We start from the raw sequence: 17,778 nt of genomic DNA, 5'->3' as shown, positions 1-17,778 counted from the left end.
TCCGGACCACGCTGTCCGGCTCGAACCCCGCCACCCTAGCGGCAGGAGGGGGCGGGACCGAACCGTGCGTCCGCCTGCTGGACGACCCCGCTCACCTGTGCAGACGCGCCGTCAGACGGGCTGGTTGCGGGGGTGTGGAATGCAGGTGTCAGGCGGGCTGCTGAGCTGCCGCGATGCGCTCGTTGCGAAGCGCCTCGTACCACCGGTCGTCGGTCGGCGGCAGCGCGTTCACGTCGAGCGCAAGCTTCAGCAACAGGTCCGCGATCTGCGGATTGCGTGCCAGCACGGGCCCGTGCATGTAGGTACCGAAGACCGTGTCGTTGTACGCGCCCTCCGTGCCGTCGCCCGTGCCGTTGCCGTTGCCCAGGCGGACGTTGGCCAGGGGGCGGGCGGTGGGGCCGAGGTGCGTGACGCCCTGGTGGTTCTCGAAGCCGGTCAGCGGCGGCAGACCGAGGCGTGGGTCGATGTCGGCGAGCACGTCACCGACGCACCGCGCCCCCTCACCACGGACCGAGACCACGTCCAGCAGCCCCAGGCCGGGCTCGCGCTGGCCGAGGTCGTTGATGAACTCGTGGCCGAGGATCTGGTAGCCGGCACAGACGGAGAAGACGATCGCGCCGTTCTCCACGGCCCGGTGCAGTCCGCCGTCGCGGCGCAGCCGCTCGGCCGCGAGCCGCTGCGGACGGTCCTCGCCGCCGCCGATGAGGTAGATGTCACCGGAGGTCGGGATGGGCTGGTCGCTGCGCACGTCGAGGCGGGCCACGTCGAGGCCGCGCTGGCGGGCCCGGCGCTCCACGACGAGGACGTTGCCCTGGTCGCCATAGGTGCTGAGCAGGTCGGGGTAGATCCAGACGACCCGCAGGCTGTTGTCGCTCACAAAAGTCCCCTGAGTTGTCAGTTGCCGACCCGGCGGCGCAGGTCCTGGAAGGCGGTGTAGTTGGCGATGACCTCGATCCGCCCCGGCGGGCTCATCTGCACCGCCTGGTCGAGATCGTCGCAGACCTGGAAGTGCTGGTTGGCGACCTCCAGACGCACCGCGAGGTCCAGCTTCCGGTCGCCGATCACACAGATCGGGTGGCCGGTCAGGCGCGTGTAGTCGACGTCCCACAGCCAGGAGGTGTCGGTGCCGTCGGCGCCGCGAGCGTTCACGGAGAGGATCACCGGGGTGGGCGGAGGATCGATAAGGCTGAACGTTTCGAGCCAGCCCGCCGGGTTCTTCGCGAGCAGCAGCCGCAGGTCGCGCTGCGCGAACTGCACCACGTCGTAGCGGCCGGCCACGGCCTGCACCTGGTACATGCGTTCCAGGGCGACCTGCGGCGGCACGCCGAAGACGGCGGCGACGGCGGCGGAGCTCGCCGCGTTCGCCTTGTTGGCGCGGCCGGGCAGCTGGAGGTGGATCGGCCAGGCGGAGCCGTGCGGGTCGAGGACGTGGTCGCCGGACAGCGCCCAGCTCGGCGTGGGCCGGCGGAAGCCGCACTCGCCGCAGAACCAGTCGTCGCCCGGACGCTGCATCACACCGCCGCAGGACGGGCAGGACCAGGCGTCGTCCTTCCACATCTGCCCGGCGGCGACCCAGATCACGTTGGGGGAGGAGGAGGCGGCCCACACGACCAGCGGGTCGTCGGCGTTGGCGACGATGACGGCCTTGGACCCGGCAAGACCCTCGCGCCAGTTCTCCGCGAGCATGCGGGTCTCCGCGGCGCGGTCGAGCTGGTCGCGGGAGAGGTTCAGCAGCGCGATGCACTTGGGGTCGGTGTCCCGGGCGACGCCGGCGAGGTACTTCTCGTCGACCTCGATGACCCCGAACCGGGCGTCCGAGCTGCCCGCGAGGGCCGAGGTGATGCCGGCCGGCATGTTCGCGCCGAGCGCGTTGGAGACGACCGGACCGGCGGCCCGGAGCGCCTCGGCGATCAGCCGGGTGGTGGTGGTCTTGCCGTTGGTCGCCGAGACCAGGGTCACGTCCAGGTTCTGGGCGAGCCGCGCGAGGAGGTCGGGGTCGAGCTTGAGCGCCACCCGGCCGCCGATCACCGAACCGCTGCCGCGCCCCGCGGCACGCGATGCCGCCGCGACCGCCTTGCCCGCGGTCACGGCCAGCTTGGCCCGCGGCGTGAGCGGGTCCGAGTTGCCTGACATCAGTTCTCGATCCTCCTTGCGTACGCGCCGCGCCTCTGCCTGACGGCAACGTGGTGTGGACCTCAGCCTATCGAGATCTGTTCACGCTCCCGTACCGTGGGCGGCTGCACGGCGGACGCGCGCCTACGGGACCGTAATCTTGCGCCCATGCGACACGGCTCCATCCCCGGCGCCCGCGGGCGAGTGAGACCTCTCACCCTGTTCGGCGACCCCGTACTGCACGCCCCCGGCAAGGAGGTCACCGCATTCGGGCCCGAACTGGCCGCTCTCGTGGAGGACTTGTTCGCCACGATGTACGCGGCGCAGGGGGTCGGTCTGGCCGCGAACCAGATCGGTGAATCTTTGCGCGTGTTCGTGTACGACTGCCCCGACGATGAGGATGTTCGTCACGTGGGGCACGTGGTGAACCCGCGGCTGGTGGAGGCGGACGGTGTGGTGATCCGTGGTCCCGAGGGCTGTCTGTCGCTGCCGGGCCTGGAGGCGGGGACCGAGCGCTACGACCATGCCGTGGTCGAGGGCCGCACGGTGACCGGGGAGCCGGTCACCGTGCACGGGACGGGTTTCTTCGCCCGCTGCCTGCAGCACGAGTGCGACCACCTGGAGGGCAGGGTCTACGCCGACCACTTGAGGGGCCTGCGCCACCGCCGCCTGATGCGACAGGTGACGCGCTCCTCCTGGCACCGCCCGCGTTAGAAGCCGGGTCCGCCCATCTTGTCCCCGGCCGCCGCGAGCCGCCCCCACAGCAGGTCGGCGAGGCTGCGCACCAACTCCGCGCGCGAGCAGGGCCGTTCGCCCAGCCACCAGTCCCCGGCGGCATGCATCATGCCGACGATCCCGTGCCCCCACACCCGGGCCAGCTGCTGGCCTCCCGGCCCGAGGTCCAGACGGTCCTCGATGACCTGGGCCAGCTCCTCGCCCATCCGGCGCAGCAACGGCGCCGAGTGCTTGCCGACGTCGAAGCCCTGGTCGGCCGTCTGGCTGCCCTCCGCCGGATGCATCAGGAACCGGTACACCTGCGGGCGCAGCTCGATCGCCGCGAGGTAGGTGTCGAGCGTGGACTCGACCCGCTCCCGCCGGTCCGCCGGGGCGTCGAGCGCCGCTCTGAGCGAGTTGAGCAGGGCGTCCGTGTGCCGCTTGGCCAAGGCGGCGTACAGTCCGCTCTTGTCACCGAAGTGCCGGTACAGGATCGGCTTCGTGATGCCGGCCTCCGCCGCGATCGCGTTCATCGAGGCCTGTGGGCCGTCGCGCAGCACCACTCGGTCCGCGGCCTCCAGCAGTTCGCGCCGGCGACGGTCGGCGGACCGTTGCTGCTCGGTCCGCTGCGTGGTGTCCATGAGCTCTCCCCACCCGTGCTGATTCGGTAACGCCTGCGCAAACTAACACTCAGCCTGCACCCTGCATCGAACGGGTTGCCGAGGCGTCATCAGGAGTTGACTTTTCCTACCCGCGGGTAACAAACTAGGGTTACCGCTAGTAACAAGCAAATGTGCCGCCGCTGGAGGGGTCATGGCCGAGTTCACCATGGAGCTCAACGACGAACAGAAGGAGGTCCGGGACTGGCTGCACGGCTTCGCGGCCGACGTGATCCGCCCCGCGGCCGCCGAATGGGACGAGCGTGAGGAGACTCCCTGGCCGGTCATCCAGGAGGCCGCGAAGGTTGGCATCTACTCCCTCGACTTCTACGCCCAGCAGTATTTCGACCCCACCGGCCTCGGTATCCCGATGGCCATGGAGGAGTTGTTCTGGGGCGATGCGGGCATCGCCCTGTCGATCGTAGGCACGGGTCTGGCCGCCGTGGGCGTTCTCGCCAACGGAACCGAGGAACAGATCGGCACCTGGATCCCCCAGATGTACGGGGACGCCAACGATGTCAAGGTCGCCGCGTTCTGCTCCTCCGAGCCCGACGCCGGTTCCGACGTGGCCTCCATGCGTACGCGTGCCGTGTACGACGAGGCCAAGGACGAGTGGGTGCTCAACGGCACCAAGACCTGGGCGACCAACGGCGGCATCGCCAACGTCCACGTGGTCGTGGCCGTCGTCGACCCGGAGCTCGGCTCCAAGGGCCACGCGTCCTTCATCGTCCCGCCGAACACGCCCGGGCTGTCCCAGGGCCAGAAGTTCAAGAAGCACGGCATCCGCGCCTCGCACACCGCCGAGGTCGTCCTGGAGAACGTGCGCGTGCCCGGCTCCTGCCTCCTCGGCGGCAAGGCGAAGCTCGACGAGCGCTTCGCCCGTGCCCGCGAGCGGGCCAAGGCCGGCAACGGCGAGCGCGTGAAGAACGCCGCGATGGCCACGTTCGAGGCGTCCCGCCCGGCCGTCGGCGCGATGGCGGTCGGCACCGCCCGCGCCGCGTACGAGGTGGCCCTCGACTACGCCAAGACCCGCGAGCAGTTCGGCCGCCCGATCATCGACAACCAGGGCGTCGCCTTCCAGCTCGCGGACATGCGCACCTCCATCGACGCGGCTCGTCTGCTGGTCTGGCGCGCCTCCTGGATGGCGGTCAACGGCAAGCAGTTCACGGCCGCCGAGGGCTCCATGTCCAAGCTGTTCGCGAGCGAGACCGCGAAGAAGGTCACGGCCCAGGCGGTGCAGATCCTCGGCGGGAACGGCTACACCCGGGAGTACCCGGTGGAGCGGATGCACCGTGACGCCGCGATCTACACGATCTTCGAGGGCACGAGCGAGATCCAGCGGCTGGTGATCGCCCGTACCCTCTCGGGCATGCCGATCCGCTAGCCCCTTCGGTCCTGCGAGTGGGCCCCCGGCCGCTACCGGCCGGGGGCCCACTGCGTCCACGGCTACGGCACCCACCGGTGCAGGCAGGCCAGGCAGATCACCTCACGGCTCCAGCGGCTCCGGGCCGCCAGGGACGCGGACGCCTCCCGCGACGTGAACACCCCCCACAGCAGACCACCGACCGCCACCAGCAGGCCGAGCAGGACGCCGCCCGACACCATCACCCAGAAACCGCCCACCATCGCCGCGAGCACACCCAGATACTTCGCCTTCACCACCTCCGGCGGCGCAAGTTCCGCCTTCGCCGGCGAACCCTCCGGCAACGACTTCCACCGGTGCGCCACCTTCTCGATGTTCATGCCACCACATCGCGGACACAGCACAGCAACCCCCCGAGGTCCGGCCGCAGTTGAAGACCGCAGCATCCGCGGAGGGCCGGGCTCCGACAAGGGCGCACACGCCGAGCCCCGCCCGTGCACGACGGGCGAGGTCAGCGGTGTCGTAGAGGCGTCAGCTGCTCGATGTCGTAGCGCCGCCGCAGGTCCTCGATGGCCCGGTGGTCCGGTGGTGCCCCGCTGCCCAGGATCTCCAGGAGCTCCTCGAAGTAGCGCTCGTGGTCGGGTGGCGGGGACGCCTGGAAGAACATCTTCGCGGGCCGGTCCGTCGGGTTGGCGAACGCGTGCGGACAGCCCGGCGGTACGACGATGACCGTGCCCGGGGTGGCGCGCACCACGCGGTTGCCCGAACGCGACTCCCACCTCTGCCAGTTGTCGGGGGTACGGATGCAGGGCTCGAAGGCGAGCACGTCCAGTTCGCCCTCGAGCACGTAGAACAACTCCTCGCTGCGGGTGTGCACATGGGCGCCGACGTCGAAGCCGGGCGGCACCTCGACCTCGAAGGTGGACGCCGTGCGCGAGTGTGTGCCGGTCACCTTGAACGTCACGCGCTGGGCCGGGGTCTGGACGACCCGGCCGTGCCCCGGCGGCACCAGCAGCCCCTCCGTCGCGGTCATCGCCCGCTCACCACGTGACCGGCAGTGCTTCGGGGCCCCGGATCAACGCGCCCTTCTTGAAGGGAACTTGGCCGGGCTCCACGGCGAGCGTGAGACCCGGCAGCCGGTCCAGCAGCGCGTCGACCAGCAGCTCGGACTCCAGACGGGCCAGCATGCCGCCCGGGCAGTAGTGCGGGCCGAAGCCGAACGACACATGGGGGTTCGGGGCGCGGGTGAGGTCGATGGTCTCGGGGTCGGGGAAGACGGCCGGGTCGCGGTTGGCGGCCAGGTAGGAGACGTAGATCGGGTCGCCCGCAGGGATCCGTACGCCCTTGATCTCCACGTCCTCCATGGCGATGCGGGACAGGCCGACCGCGTTGCGGTGCGGGATGTAGCGCAGCAGCTCGTCGATGGCCTGGGGGCGGATCTCCGGCTCGGTGCGCAGCCGTGCGGCGAGGTCCGGGCGGGTCAGCAGGAGGTAGAACATCTGCCCGCTGTTGTTGGTGACCGCCTCTCCGCCGATCTGCAGCAGCACCGCGAGGCCGACGGCCTCCTCCAGGGTGATCTCGCCGCGGCCGACGGCGGCACCCAGCAGCGACGCCACGTCCTCGCCGGAGCTGCCCTCCCGCAGCCCGATGAGGTCGGCGAAGTAGGCGCCCATCTCGTTCTTCGCCTTCTCGCTGACCTTCGCGCCGTGCGAGGAGGACAGGATCAGCTGCGTCCAGGTGTGCATGCCCTGCCGGTCGGCGGCCGGGACGCCCATCAGCTCGCAGATCACGGCGATGGGGAAGGGGGTCAGGACGCTCGCGGTGAGGTCAGCCGGCGGCCCGTCCTGCAGCAGCTCGTCGACCAGCTCGTCGAGCATCCGCCGGGACCGCTCGCGCACCCGCTCGACGCCCTTCGCGGTGAAGGCGGCGGCCACCGAGCGGCGCAGCCGGGTGTGGTCCGGCGGGTCGAGGAAGCCGACCGCGCCCCGCTGCGGGATGAAGTGCGGGGCGAGCCGGGTGACCGGCTGGTCCATGACCGCCTCGCGGCTGAAGCGGGGATCGTTGGTCACCATGCGCACGTCGTCGTGGCGCGTGACGAGCCAGGCCCAGCCCTCGCCGTTGGGCAGCTGGATCCGGGTGACGGGTCCCTCGGCCATCAGCTCGGTCAGCACCGGGTCGAAGTCGACGCCGGTCAGGTCGAGGGCCGGCCAGTGCCGGACCGGGGGAAGCGTCTCGGTGAGGGTTTCCTCAGCCATGGTGTGACCACGCCTTCTCTTCGTCCCGGCTGCGCCAGCGGCCCAGGGACATCTCCGCGGTGATGCCGGGACCGAACCCGGCGAGCAGCCCGCGCGCCCGGTCGTGGACACCGCCCTCGTCGAACAGCCTCCGCAGCGCGTCCAGGACGACGGCGCTGGCGATGTTGCCGTACTCGGTGAGGGTGGCCCGGCTGAACCGGAAGGCGTGCGGGTCGACCTGCAGGAACTTGCTGAGATCGTCGAGGATGCGGGGGCCGCCCGCGTGAACGATGTAGAAATCCAGGTCGGCGGCGTCCCAGCCGTGCAGCCCGGCCAGGTCCTGCAGCGCCGGCGCCAGCGGCTCCATGGTGCCCGGCACCCGCTTGTCCAGCAGGAAGTGGAACCCGGTGGCCCGGACGTCGTACATGATCCACTCCTCGGTCTTGGGGATCAGGTACGAGCCGTTGCGCTCGAGCTCGATGCCCTCGCCGCCCCGGCCCCGCACCACCGCGGCGGCGATCCCGTCGCCGAACAGGCCGTTGGACAGCAGGGATCCGATGGCCAGGTCGGTGGGCTGGTAGCACAGCGAGCAGAACTCACAGGCCACGATCAGTGCGTTGGCGTCGGGATAGGCCGTGCAGAAGTCGTGCGCGCGGTTGATCGCCGCGCCGCCGGCCGCACAGCCCAGCTGGGCGATGGGTATCTGACGGGTGGTGGAGGCGAAGTCCATTTCGTTGATCAGCCAGGCGGTCAGCGACGGCATCATGAAGCCCGTGCAGGAGACGTAGATGATCACGTCGATATCGGTGGCCAGCACCTCGGCGTCGTCGAGCGCCCGCTGGATGACCTCCGGCACCCGGGCCTTCGCCTCGGCCACGTAGATCTTGTTGCGCTCCTCGAAGCCGGGGTGCTTGAGAGTCTCCTCGATCGGCTGCACGATGTGCCGCGTGCGGACGCCGGTGTTCTCGATCAGCCGGAGGGCCAGCGGCAGTTGAGGGTGGTCTGCGTGGCGGGAGCGTGCCAGCTCCAGTGTCTCCTCCATCGTGATCACGTGCTCTGGTACGGACACCGAGGGTCTGCACAAAGTCGCCATGAACCGTGCCTGCTTTCGCCGTCCGGAAGGCCTGCGCCCCCCGGTCAGAAAGTGGATCACCGCAGCGGGTGGTTCACCCACGATCACCCGACCCCACGGCGATCTCGCGCCGAACTACTCCGTATCGGGGACGCCGTGTCAGGGTCGAAGGAGCAGGCCCCGTACCCGAACCGACGGAGGACGCGATGACGCGTACGGCCACGGAACTTCTGGCGACGACCACGGCGAAGCTCGCCCCGGACCCGCAGGCCAACCCCCTGGTTCCGCTGATCGCCCGGGGCGAGGCCTCCCGCGACACCCTCGCCACGCTGGCCCTGGAACAGCGCTGGGTGATCCCCGCGGACCGCCGCGCCTTCCACCACTTGGCCGAGCGTGGGACGGAGGAACCCGAGGCCGCCGGGTTCTTCGAGCTGCTCGCCGAGGGCGAGGCCCTGGCGTGGGAGCGCCTGAAGCCGTTCGCGGCGGCCTGCGGCGTGGACGAGCCCCGCGCTCGCGCCTACGACCCCCTCCCGGGCTGCCAGGCCTACCCGTCCTACGTGTCCTGGCTCGCCCTCAACGCCTCCCCGACCGACACGGTCCTGGCGATCACCGTCAACTTTTCGGCGTGGGGCGGCTACTGCGCGAAGATCGCCCAGGCCCTACGAGTCCACTACGGCTTCGGCGACGAGGCCTGCGCCTTCTTCGACTTCTTCGCGGAGCCGGCCCCCGACCTGGACCGGAGGGCAACGGCAGCGGTCCAGGCGGGCCTGGACGCGGGTTACCTGAACGAGGAACGCGCACACGCGTACGGCCGCTTGCTGCAAAGCTACGAGGCGATGTTCTGGGAGACCCTTCAAGCGCGGGCAGCCTGACCGCCCCTACGGCGCAGTCCCGCTGCTGTGAGCGATGCAGGCCACGTCGATCCGGTCGGCAAGCTTCGCCAGCTCAATGGTCAGCGCAGCCACCGTGTCCTCGTCCAGCCCATGCTCCCCGGCCTCGACAAGGTGCAGCCATCGCCCACCCACGGTCCGCAACAACTTGCTCACATCGGCGGCAGCCACCTGCAAGGTCCCGCGGTCATCGACGATCAGAGGCAGAGTCACTTCGCGGTTCACAACCGGGATGTTAGCCGCGCAGCGCTCACGCACCGTGCCAAACCGTAGTGATGTTGCAGAACTCCCGGATTCCGTGCCCGGACAGCTCACGCCCGTATCCGGACCGCTTGACCCCGCCGAACGGGAAGGCCGGGTGGGAGGCGGTCATCCCGTTGACGAACACGCCGCCGGCCTCCAGATCCCGTACGAACCGGTCCACCTCCGCCTCGTCCCGCGTCCACACGTTGGAACTCAGCCCGAACGGCGAGTCGTTGGCGATGAGCACGGCCTCGTCGAGATCGGCCGCGCGGTACAGCGTGGCGACCGGCCCGAAGGCCTCCTCGCGGTGGATCCGCATCTCGCGGGTGATGCCGGTGAGCACGGTGGGCGGGTAGTACCAGCCGGGCAGCTCGGGCCGGCGCAGCCGATGGCCGCCGCACAGTGCCGTCGCCCCGCTGCGCGTCGCGTCGTCGACCAGTTCCTCCAGGTCGGTCCGTCCCTGTTCGCTGGAGAGCGGCCCGACGTCCGTGTCCTCCTCCATCGGGTCGCCGACCTTGAGCGCCTTCATGCCTTCGACGAAACGTTCGGCGAAGGCGTCGTGGACGTCCGTGTGCACGATGAACCGCTTGGCGGCGATGCACGACTGTCCGTTGTTCTGCACGCGCGCGGTGACCGCGATCTGCGCGGCCCGGTCGATGTCGGCGGACGGCATGACGACGTACGGGTCGCTGCCGCCGAGCTCCAGCACCGTCTTCTTGATCATCTCCCCGGAGGTGGAGGCGACCGCGCGCCCCGCGGGCTCGCTTCCCGTCAGCGTGGCCGCCTTGACCCGTTCGTCGCGCAGGATGTCGTCGACCGCGCCGGAGCCGATCAGCAGGGTCTGGAAGCAGCCCTCGGGGTAGCCCGCCTGGTGGAAGAGGTCCTCCAGGAACAGGGCGGTCTGCGGGACGTTGGAGGCGTGCTTGAGCAGGCCCACGTTGCCCGCCATCAGCGCGGGCGCCGCGAACCGGATCACCTGCCACAGCGGGAAGTTCCACGGCATCACGGCGAGCACGGGCCCGAGCGGCCGGTAGCGCACGCGCACGCGGGACGCGCCGGAGTCCTTCACGTCGGAGTCGGCGGGCTCCTCGTCCGCCAGCAGTTCCTCGGCGTGGTCGGCGTACCAGCGCATCGCCTTGGCGCACTTGGCGGCCTCCGCGCGGGCCTGCTTGACCGGCTTGCCCATCTCGGTGGTCATCACGCGGGCGATGTCCTGCTGGATCTGTTCGAGCAGCCCGGCCGCCTTGTTCATGAGGCGGGCGCGTTCGGCGAAGGGCGTCGTCCGGTACGTGCGGAACGTCGCCTCCGCGAGCTGGAGCCGGCGCTCGAGCTCCTCCTCGCCCATGGCCTCGTACGTCTTGAGCGTCTCGCCGTTCGCCGGGTTCACCGTCGCGATGGGCATGGCTGACCTCCTGGGGCGGCTCTGTGATACGACCTTCCCGCGCACCGCGGGCGACCGCAACGCGTGTGCGTCTGCTCAGGGCGAGTGCTCCGCCAGCCGGTCCAGAAACGCGGCCTGGGCCTTCACGATCACCTCCCTGGCCCGGTCGAGTGCGAACCACTCGACGCGGTCCAGTTCCGGGAACTCCTGGAGCTGCCCGGACCTCGGCGGCCACTCCATGCGGAACGTGCCGGGGGCGATCGTCGCCGGGTCGAGGTCGGACTCGATCGCCCAGGCCGTGACGGTCTTGCCGTTGGTCTGCCGGACCTCGCCCAGCTCCGCCGCCTCGCCGTCGGGCGGCTCCAGGCCGAGCTCCTCCTGGAACTCACGCCGGGCGGCGTCCCAGGCGGTCTCCTCCTCGGGCTCGTACTCGCCCTTCGGCACGGTCCAGGCCCCGGCGTCCCGCTTGGCGAAGAACGGCCCGCCCATGTGGCCGAGCAATACCTCCAGGCCGTCGTCGGTGTGCCGGAACAACAGCAGGCCGGCGCTGCGCTTGCCCTTGGCGGCGCTCATGGCTTCACCTCCGGGTGCGCGGCGAGCAGTGTCTCGACCGTGTCCGCCTCCTCGGGGCGCTTGTCCTCGCGGTAGCGGACCACGCGGGCGAAGCGGAGGGTGACGCCGGCCGGGTAGCGGGTGGACTTCTGCAGGCCGTCGTAGGCGATCTCCACGACGAGTTCGGGGCGTACGGTCACCACGTGGCCGTTGGTGTCCGTGGCCAGCTCCTGGAGGCGTTCGGTCTGCCAGGTGAGCATCGCGTCGGTCATGCCCTTGAAGGTCTTGCCGAGCATGGCGAAGGAGCCGTCGGCGTTGCGCGCCCCGAGGTGGAGGTTGGAGAGCTTGCCGGTGCGGCGGCCGTGGCCCCATTCGGCGGCGAGCACCACCAGGTCGAGCGTGTGCACGGGCTTGACCTTCAGCCAGGACGCGCCGCGCCGGCCCGCGCTGTAGGCGGCGTCGAGGGCCTTGACCACGACGCCCTCGTGGCCGCGCTCCAGGGTGGCGGAGAGGAAGCCGTCCGCCTCGGCCACGTCCTCCGGGCCGGACACCAGCGTGCGCCGCACCCGCATCGGCTCGGGGACCAGCCGGGCCAGCTCCGCGTGCCGTTCGGCGAAGGGCAGGTCGAGCAGGTCGCGGTCGTCGACGGACAGGGCGTCGAAGAAGACGGGGGAGACGGGGACCGTCTCCGCGGCCGTCGCCACGTCCACCCGCGAGCCGACGCGCCCGGCGGTCTCCTGGAAGGAGCGGGGCCGCCCGTCCTCGCCGAAGGAGATCACCTCGCCGTCGAGGATGAACCGGCGGCCGCTCAACTCCAGGGCTGCGGCGGTGAGTTCGGGCAGGCGGTCGGTGATGTCGTCGAGGGTGCGGGTGTAGATCCGTACGGTGTCGCCGTCCCGGTGGACCTGGACGCGGATGCCGTCCAGCTTCTCCTCGACCGCGCAGGCACCGAGCTTGTCGACCGCCTCGGCCACCGAGGAGGCGCTGTGCGCCAGCATCGGCAGGACCGGGCGGCCGACGGTGAGCCGGAAGCGGTCCAGGGACGCCGGGCCGTCCGCGAGCAGAGCCTGCGCCACGGGCTGCAGGGAGCCGGCGAGCATCACCGCCCGGCGTACGTCCGCGGGCGGCGCCTCGGTCGCCTGCGCCAGGCCCTCGACGGCCACCGCGTCCAGGGCGCCCTGCCGCACCTCGCCGGTGATCAGGCCGAACAGGAACCGCTGCTCGTCCTCCGTCGCCGCGCCCATCAACTCTCCGACCAGCCGCGCCCGTTCGGCCTGCGAACCGGCGCCCGCGACCTTGCCGAGCGCACTGAGCAGGGCGTCCACCTCGCGCACGGTCAGGGTCGGCTCCGCGGCCGGGGCGACCGGGCGGCTGAGCACCTTCCAGCCGACACCGAGCCGCCCCTGCGGCAGCCGTCCCGCCAGATACGGGATCACGATCGGCACGTCGTCCGCCTCGGCGTCCCGGAACAGCTCGGCGAGCAGAGCGATCTTCCGGGACCGCGCCGAGGTGGCGGCGACCTCCTGGGACACTTGGGCCAGCCGGGCAAGCAGCATGCAGCCATGGTGCGGTGCGCTCCGCTGGGTTTGCACGCCGGCGAAGGGGACGGATTTCGGCTGCGGGTCCGTTGTGGCCGGTCGCGCAGTTCCCCGCGCCCCTTTAGGAGGCTGCGTCCAGGGCGGCCATCAGCAGGTCGGCGTTGATCGTGGCGCCCGCGCGGTAGCCGCCGGCCGCCGCGTTCACGACCTGCTCGGCGAAGCCCATCGCGTTGCCGACCGCCCAGACGCCCGGCACGGAGGTGAGCCCGGTCGGGTCGACGACCGGGTACGCGCCGAAGGGGGTCTCCTGGAGTTCGGCGCCCAGCCGCTCCAGCAGCCCGGTCTGCGGGATGGCGCGGGGCGCGGTGAAGACGACCTCGCGCGCATGCGTCGTACCGTCCGCCAGGCGTACGCCGGTGAGCCGGTCCTCCTCCACCACCAGTTCCGCGACCTCGCCCGGCACCACCTTCACCCCGGCCGCCGCGAGCCTGCGCAGATCGTCGTCGGACAGTTCCTTCTCGGCGACCGTGTGCAGGAAGAGGGTCACGTCCTTCGACCACTGCGACACCATGAGCGCCTGGTGCGCGCTCATCGGGGTCGTCGCGAGCACGCCGAAGGCCTGGTCGCGCACCTCCCAGCCGTGGCAGTACGGGCAGTGCAGCACGTCCCGGCCGAAGCGCTCGGCAACGCCCGGGACCTCGGGCAGCCCGTCCCTGAGCCCGGTCGCGATCACCAGGCGGCGGGCCCGTACGGTCCGCCCGCTCGCCAGAGTGACCACGAAGTCCTCGGTGACGTCCACCGCCCGGTCCCGGACCAGCTCCACGCCGTACTGTGCGATCTCCTCGCGGCCGATCGCCAGGAACTCGGCCGGCGGCATCCCGTCCCGGGACAGATAGCCCTGCATACGGGCGGCAGGCGCGTTGCGCGGCTCGCCCGCGTCGACGACCAGGGTGCGGCGACGGGCCCGGCCCAGCACGAGAGCCGCGGACAGACCCGCCGCGCCGCCGCCGATCACGATCACTTCGTATGTCTCGGTCATGCCGACACCGTGCTCCGCAGGTGCGGGATTGACAAACATCTTTGCCGATCCTGCAATACGAGCATGAGCACCGAAGACGTTCTCGCCGATGTGGGCCCCCGGCTGCGACGGATCCGGAAGGAGCGGGAGGTGACCCTGGCGGCGCTTTCCGAGACGACCGGTATCTCCGTCAGCACCCTCTCGCGCCTGGAGTCCGGCCTGCGCAAGCCCAGCCTGGAACTGCTGCTGCCGATCGCCCAGGCACACCAGGTGCCGCTGGACGAGCTGGTCGGGACGCCGCCGGTGGGGGACCCGCGGGTGCGGGCCAAGCCCCTTCAGCGGCACGGACGCACCTACTGGCCGCTCACCCGGCAGCCCGGTGGGCTCCAGGCCTACAAGGTGCTCGTACCGCAACGGAAAGAGGAGCCCGAACTGCGTACCCATGAGGGCTACGAGTGGTTGTACGTCCTGTCGGGGCGGCTGCGGGTGGTCCTCGGCGAGCACGACGTGGTGATGTCCGCCGGGGAGGCGGCCGAGTTCGACACTCGGGTGCCGCACTGGTTCGGGTCGACGGGGGAGGGGCCGGCGGAGTTCCTGAGCCTGTTCGGGCCGCAGGGGGAGCGGATGCACGTACGGGCGAAGCCCCTGCGGAAGTGACGCGCGCTACTGTTCCCTCCCGGGCAAGCGACCGCTTAGTATGCGTAACGACCCCGGTCAGACTCCGGCACGACAACGCAGTCCCGTGGAGGCACCGCATGCAGGCATGGCAAGTGCACGAGATCGGCGAGCCGAGCGAGGTGATGCGGCTCGAGGAGGTGGAGCGGCCCACGCCCGGTGACGGCCAGGTCCTGCTGAAGGTGCGTGCCGCCAACATCAACTTCCCGGACGTGCTGATGTGCCGGGGCCAGTACCAGGTCCGGCCGCCGCTCCCGTTCACGCCCGGCGTGGAGATCTGCGGCGAGACCGAGGACGGCCGCCGGGTGATCGCCAACCCCGCGCTGCCGCACGGCGGATTCGCCGAGTACGCCGTCGCGGACGCCGCCGCGCTGCTGCCGGTGCCCGAGTCGCTCGACGACGCCGAGGCCGCCGCCCTGCACATCGGCTACCAGACGGGCTGGTTCGGCCTGCACCGCCGGGCCCACCTGGAAGCCGGCGAGACGCTGCTCGTCCACGCTGCCGCAGGAGGGGTCGGCAGCGCGGCCGTGCAGCTCGGCAAGGCGGCCGGCGCAAGGGTCATCGGCGTCGTCGGCGGCGCCGACAAGGCCGCCGCGGCAAGGGAGCTGGGCTGCGACGTCGTCATCGACCGCAAGGCCGAGGACGTCATCGCCGCCGTGAAGGAGGCCACCGGCGGCCGGGGCGCCGACGTGATCTACGACCCCGTCGGCGGCGAGGCCTACACCCAGTCCACCAAGGTCGTCGCCTTCGAGGGACGGATCGTGATCGTCGGCTTCGCGAGCGGGGTCATCCCGAGCCCGGGCCTCAACCACGCCCTGGTGAAGAACTACTCGATCCTCGGACTGCACTGGGGCCTGTACGGCACCAAGAACCCGAAGCTGATCGCGCACTGCCACGAGCAGCTCACCGAGCTGGCCGCCCGGGGCGCCATCAAACCGCTGGTGAGTGAGCGCGTACCGCTCGGCGGGGCCGCGGACGCCGTGCAGCGCGTCGGCGACGGTGTGACCACCGGCCGGGTGGCCGTGCTGCCCTCGCTGTCGCAGGAGAACGGAGCCGCCTGATGACCGACGCAGCCGAACTGCAGAGCCGGACACGGGAGTTGCTGACCGCGCACCCGCCGGCCACCACCGACCGCCTGGACTTCCTCAAGGCCCGCTTCGACGCGGGACTCGCCTGGGTGCACTACCCGGAGGGCCTCGGCGGGCTCGGCGCTCCCCGCTCCCTCCAGGCCGTAGTGGACGCCGAGTTGGAGGCCGCGGGCGCCCCCGACAACGACCCGCGGCGCATCGGCATCGGCCTCGGCATGGCCGCGCCGACGATCCTGAAGTACGGCACCGAGGAGCAGAAGCAGTGCTTCCTGCGGCCGCTGTGGACCGGCGAGGAGGTCTGGTGCCAGCTCTTCAGCGAGCCCGGCGCCGGATCCGACCTCGCGGCGCTCGGCACGCGCGCCCTCCGTGAGGGCGAGGACTGGGTGGTCAACGGGCAGAAGGTGTGGACGTCCAGCGCCCACGTCGCCCGCTGGGCGATCCTCATCGCGCGCACCGACCCGGACGTGCCCAAGCACGCGGGCATCACCTACTTCCTGTGCGACATGACCGACCCCGGCGTCGAGGTCCGGCCGCTGCGCCAGATCACCGGCGAGGCCGAGTTCAACGAGGTCTTCCTCACCGACGTCCGCATCCCCGACTCCCGCCGCCTCGGCGAGATCGGCGACGGCTGGCGCGTCGCGCAGACCACCCTGAACAACGAACGCGTCGCCATCGGCGGCATGCGGCTGCCCCGCGAGGGCGGCATGATCGCCCCGGTGTCGAAGACCTGGCGCGAGCGCCCGGAGCTGCGCACCCACGACCTGCACCAGCGGCTGCTGAAGCTGTGGGTGGACTCCGAGGTCGCCCGCCTCACCGCCGAGCGTCTGCGCCAGCAGCTCGTCGCCGGGCAGCCCGGCCCCGAGGGCGCCGGCATGAAGCTCGCCTTCGCCCGCCTCAACCAGGAGATCAGCGGCCTGGAGGTCGAACTCCTCGGCGAGGAGGGCCTGTTGTACGACGACTGGACCATGCGCCGCCCGGAGCTGGTGGACTTCACCGGACGTGAGGCCGGCTACCGCTACCTTCGCTCCAAGGGCAACAGCATCGAGGGCGGGACCAGCGAGGTCCTGCTGAACATCGTCGCCGAGCGCGTTCTGGGCCTGCCGTCCGAGCCGCGCACCGACAAGGACGTCGCCTGGAAGGACCTCGCCCGATGACCGACCTGCTGTACTCGGAGGAGGAAGAGGCGCTGCGGGCGGCCGTACGGGACCTGCTCGCCGACCACTGCGACGCCCCCGGCGTCATCGCCCGCACCGAGTCCGGTGCCCCGCACGACCTCGCGGCCTGGAAGGCCCTCGCCGACGGCATGGGCCTCGCGGGCCTGCTGGTGCCCGAGGCGCAGGGCGGCCAGGGCGCCACGCACCGCGAAGTCGCCGTGGTCCTGGAGGAGTTGGGCCGCGCGGTCGCCCCCGTGCCGTATCTGACCAGCGCCGTCGTGGCCACCGAAGCGCTGCTGGAATGCGGCGACGAGGGGTTGCTGGCCGACCTGGCATCGGGCCGGAAGATCGGTGCCCTTGCGGTCGCGCTGAGCGTGGCTCCGGGCAGCGCCTACAAGGCCGTGCGGCTCGAAAACGGCACCCTGCACGGGGAGTTGACCGGCATCGCGGACGCCGCCGTCGCCGACGTGCTGCTGGTGCCTGCGGCGGACGGCGGGCTGTACGCCGTCGACGCGGACGCCGCGACCGTCACCCCGCAGACCTCCCTCGACCTCACCCGGCCCCTCGCGAGGGTCATCCTCGACGGGGCGAACGGGCGCCGGATCGGTGACGCCGAGGCCGCCGTACGACGGGCCCTGCGCGCCGGCGCCGGACTGCTGGCCGCCGAGCAACTCGGGCTCGCCGACTGGGCGTTGACCGAGACGGTGCGCTACCTCAAGGAGCGCAAGCAGTTCAACCGGCCCGTCGGCGGCTTCCAGGCACTCAAGCACCGGCTCGCCCAGCTGTGGCTGGAGGTCGTCAACCTCCGCGCCGCCGCCCGCAACGCCGCCGACGCGCTCGCCACCGGCCAGGACGTCGACGTGGCGGTCGCCGTCGTACAGGCCTACGCGGCCCAGGTCGCCGTACATGCCGCCGAGGAGGCGCTGCAGTTGCACGCCGGTATCGGCATGACCTGGGAGCACCCGATACACCTGTACCTCAAGCGGGCCAAGGCCGACTCGATCGCCTACGGCACGGCCGGCGCCCACCGCGCCACCCTGGCCGAACTGGTGGACCTCCAAGCCCCCTGACGTACACCTTCAGAC

Annotated in this window: 19 protein-coding genes; 7 read left to right on the top strand and 12 right to left on the bottom strand. The window is 71.2% G+C overall.

Going from position 1 to position 17,778, the window contains the following annotated elements; translation table 11 throughout:
* Positions 1-148: 148 nt before the first annotated feature.
* Together ABZ880_RS36135 and ABZ880_RS36130 are read right to left on the bottom strand one after the other, a co-directional pair.
* Positions 149-877 (bottom strand): glutamine amidotransferase, encoded by a 729-nt coding sequence (locus ABZ880_RS36135; RefSeq protein ID WP_361271959.1) that lies wholly within the window; start codon positions 875-877, stop codon positions 149-151.
* Positions 878-894: 17 nt separating this feature from the next.
* A complete protein-coding gene (locus ABZ880_RS36130) occupies positions 895-2,133 on the bottom strand; it encodes a MurT ligase domain-containing protein (RefSeq protein ID WP_361271956.1) in 1,239 nt (412 codons plus the stop codon).
* 147 nt (positions 2,134-2,280) lie between these two features.
* On the opposite strand from ABZ880_RS36130, the gene def reads away from it, so the two are divergent.
* Positions 2,281-2,826 (top strand): peptide deformylase, encoded by a 546-nt coding sequence (def, locus tag ABZ880_RS36125; protein WP_361271954.1) that lies wholly within the window; start codon positions 2,281-2,283, stop codon positions 2,824-2,826.
* On the opposite strand, the gene ABZ880_RS36120 is transcribed toward def, so the two are convergent.
* On the bottom strand, positions 2,823-3,467 hold the full coding sequence (locus ABZ880_RS36120; protein ID WP_361271952.1) for a TetR family transcriptional regulator: 645 nt from the start codon (positions 3,465-3,467) through the stop codon (positions 2,823-2,825). The two genes, def and ABZ880_RS36120, sit on opposite strands and share 4 nt — an antisense overlap.
* Before the next feature lie 172 nt (positions 3,468-3,639).
* On the opposite strand from ABZ880_RS36120, the gene ABZ880_RS36115 reads away from it, so the two are divergent.
* A complete protein-coding gene (locus ABZ880_RS36115; RefSeq protein WP_361271950.1) occupies positions 3,640-4,869 on the top strand; it encodes an acyl-CoA dehydrogenase family protein in 1,230 nt (409 codons plus the stop codon).
* A 62-nt stretch (positions 4,870-4,931) separates the two neighbouring features.
* On the opposite strand, the gene ABZ880_RS36110 is transcribed toward ABZ880_RS36115, so the two are convergent.
* The 4 genes from ABZ880_RS36110 to ABZ880_RS36095 all read right to left on the bottom strand — a co-directional run bounded on the left by ABZ880_RS36110 (position 4,932) and on the right by ABZ880_RS36095 (position 8,223).
* A complete protein-coding gene (locus ABZ880_RS36110) occupies positions 4,932-5,228 on the bottom strand; it encodes a hypothetical protein (RefSeq protein ID WP_361271947.1) in 297 nt (98 codons plus the stop codon).
* Between the two features lie 131 nt (positions 5,229-5,359).
* On the bottom strand, positions 5,360-5,881 hold the full coding sequence (locus ABZ880_RS36105; protein WP_361271945.1) for a cupin domain-containing protein: 522 nt from the start codon (positions 5,879-5,881) through the stop codon (positions 5,360-5,362).
* A gap of 7 nt (positions 5,882-5,888) precedes the next feature.
* Positions 5,889-7,103, bottom strand: coding sequence for a cytochrome P450 (locus tag ABZ880_RS36100; RefSeq protein ID WP_361271942.1), 1,215 nt, complete (start codon positions 7,101-7,103; stop codon positions 5,889-5,891).
* Positions 7,096-8,223, bottom strand: a complete 1,128-nt coding sequence (locus ABZ880_RS36095; protein WP_361272203.1) for a type III polyketide synthase — start codon at positions 8,221-8,223, stop codon at positions 7,096-7,098. Before ABZ880_RS36095 ends, ABZ880_RS36100 begins: the two co-directional genes overlap by 8 nt.
* Positions 8,224-8,360: 137 nt before the next feature.
* Between ABZ880_RS36095 and ABZ880_RS36090 the strand changes: the two genes are divergently transcribed.
* Positions 8,361-9,026, top strand: a complete 666-nt coding sequence (locus ABZ880_RS36090; RefSeq protein ID WP_361271940.1) for a transcriptional regulator — start codon at positions 8,361-8,363, stop codon at positions 9,024-9,026.
* 6 nt (positions 9,027-9,032) lie between these two features.
* On the opposite strand, the gene ABZ880_RS36085 is transcribed toward ABZ880_RS36090, so the two are convergent.
* The 5 genes from ABZ880_RS36085 to ABZ880_RS36065 form a co-directional block, all read right to left on the bottom strand.
* On the bottom strand, positions 9,033-9,269 hold the full coding sequence (locus ABZ880_RS36085; protein ID WP_361271938.1) for a DUF6213 family protein: 237 nt from the start codon (positions 9,267-9,269) through the stop codon (positions 9,033-9,035).
* A gap of 25 nt (positions 9,270-9,294) precedes the next feature.
* The gene (locus ABZ880_RS36080; RefSeq protein WP_361271936.1) at positions 9,295-10,689 is read right to left on the bottom strand and encodes an NADP-dependent succinic semialdehyde dehydrogenase; all 1,395 of its coding nucleotides are present in this window, start codon (positions 10,687-10,689) and stop codon (positions 9,295-9,297) included.
* Between the two features lie 75 nt (positions 10,690-10,764).
* Complete coding sequence (locus ABZ880_RS36075) at positions 10,765-11,241, bottom strand: NUDIX domain-containing protein (protein ID WP_361271933.1); 477 nt, start codon at positions 11,239-11,241, stop codon at positions 10,765-10,767.
* Positions 11,238-12,776, bottom strand: coding sequence for an ATP-dependent DNA ligase (locus ABZ880_RS36070; RefSeq protein WP_361271931.1), 1,539 nt, complete (start codon positions 12,774-12,776; stop codon positions 11,238-11,240). The genes ABZ880_RS36075 and ABZ880_RS36070 overlap by 4 nt, the downstream gene beginning before the upstream one ends.
* A 103-nt stretch (positions 12,777-12,879) precedes the next feature.
* Positions 12,880-13,797 (bottom strand): NAD(P)/FAD-dependent oxidoreductase, encoded by a 918-nt coding sequence (locus tag ABZ880_RS36065; RefSeq protein ID WP_361271928.1) that lies wholly within the window; start codon positions 13,795-13,797, stop codon positions 12,880-12,882.
* 63 nt (positions 13,798-13,860) lie between these two features.
* Here ABZ880_RS36065 and ABZ880_RS36060 point away from each other — a divergent pair, with 63 nt between their 5' ends.
* From ABZ880_RS36060 to ABZ880_RS36045, 4 genes are all read left to right on the top strand, one after another.
* A complete protein-coding gene (locus ABZ880_RS36060) occupies positions 13,861-14,433 on the top strand; it encodes an XRE family transcriptional regulator (protein ID WP_361271925.1) in 573 nt (190 codons plus the stop codon).
* Between the two features lie 98 nt (positions 14,434-14,531).
* Positions 14,532-15,512, top strand: coding sequence for an NADPH:quinone oxidoreductase family protein (locus ABZ880_RS36055; protein WP_361271922.1), 981 nt, complete (start codon positions 14,532-14,534; stop codon positions 15,510-15,512).
* Entirely contained in the window at positions 15,512-16,693 is a 1,182-nt protein-coding gene (locus ABZ880_RS36050; RefSeq protein WP_361271919.1) for an acyl-CoA dehydrogenase family protein, read from the top strand. The genes ABZ880_RS36055 and ABZ880_RS36050 overlap by 1 nt, the downstream gene beginning before the upstream one ends.
* Positions 16,690-17,763, top strand: coding sequence for an acyl-CoA dehydrogenase family protein (locus ABZ880_RS36045; RefSeq protein ID WP_361271916.1), 1,074 nt, complete (start codon positions 16,690-16,692; stop codon positions 17,761-17,763). Before ABZ880_RS36050 ends, ABZ880_RS36045 begins: the two co-directional genes overlap by 4 nt.
* Positions 17,764-17,778: the final 15 nt, after the last annotated feature.

The sequence above is a fragment of the Streptomyces sp. NPDC047043 genome, from assembly GCF_040644055.1.
Lineage (GTDB): Bacteria > Actinomycetota > Actinomycetes > Streptomycetales > Streptomycetaceae > Streptomyces.
The sequence above is the reverse complement of the archived record's forward strand: the minus strand, read 5'-3'. Positions and strand labels throughout refer to the sequence as shown.

Coding starts and splice junctions, on each gene's coding strand:
- ABZ880_RS36105 (WP_361271945.1), bottom strand. CDS start 5,881: ATGACCGCGACGGAGGGGCTGCTGGTGCCGCCGGGGCACGGCCGGGTC.
- ABZ880_RS36045 (WP_361271916.1), top strand. CDS start 16,690: ATGACCGACCTGCTGTACTCGGAGGAGGAAGAGGCGCTGCGGGCGGCC.
- ABZ880_RS36120 (WP_361271952.1), bottom strand. CDS start 3,467: ATGGACACCACGCAGCGGACCGAGCAGCAACGGTCCGCCGACCGTCGC.
- ABZ880_RS36115 (WP_361271950.1), top strand. CDS start 3,640: ATGGCCGAGTTCACCATGGAGCTCAACGACGAACAGAAGGAGGTCCGG.
- ABZ880_RS36080 (WP_361271936.1), bottom strand. CDS start 10,689: ATGCCCATCGCGACGGTGAACCCGGCGAACGGCGAGACGCTCAAGACG.
- ABZ880_RS36090 (WP_361271940.1), top strand. CDS start 8,361: ATGACGCGTACGGCCACGGAACTTCTGGCGACGACCACGGCGAAGCTC.
- ABZ880_RS36110 (WP_361271947.1), bottom strand. CDS start 5,228: ATGAACATCGAGAAGGTGGCGCACCGGTGGAAGTCGTTGCCGGAGGGT.
- ABZ880_RS36060 (WP_361271925.1), top strand. CDS start 13,861: ATGAGCACCGAAGACGTTCTCGCCGATGTGGGCCCCCGGCTGCGACGG.
- ABZ880_RS36100 (WP_361271942.1), bottom strand. CDS start 7,103: ATGGCTGAGGAAACCCTCACCGAGACGCTTCCCCCGGTCCGGCACTGG.
- ABZ880_RS36130 (WP_361271956.1), bottom strand. CDS start 2,133: ATGTCAGGCAACTCGGACCCGCTCACGCCGCGGGCCAAGCTGGCCGTG.
- ABZ880_RS36050 (WP_361271919.1), top strand. CDS start 15,512: ATGACCGACGCAGCCGAACTGCAGAGCCGGACACGGGAGTTGCTGACC.
- ABZ880_RS36070 (WP_361271931.1), bottom strand. CDS start 12,776: ATGCTGCTTGCCCGGCTGGCCCAAGTGTCCCAGGAGGTCGCCGCCACC.
- def (WP_361271954.1), top strand. CDS start 2,281: ATGCGACACGGCTCCATCCCCGGCGCCCGCGGGCGAGTGAGACCTCTC.
- ABZ880_RS36075 (WP_361271933.1), bottom strand. CDS start 11,241: ATGAGCGCCGCCAAGGGCAAGCGCAGCGCCGGCCTGCTGTTGTTCCGG.
- ABZ880_RS36065 (WP_361271928.1), bottom strand. CDS start 13,797: ATGACCGAGACATACGAAGTGATCGTGATCGGCGGCGGCGCGGCGGGT.
- ABZ880_RS36055 (WP_361271922.1), top strand. CDS start 14,532: ATGCAGGCATGGCAAGTGCACGAGATCGGCGAGCCGAGCGAGGTGATG.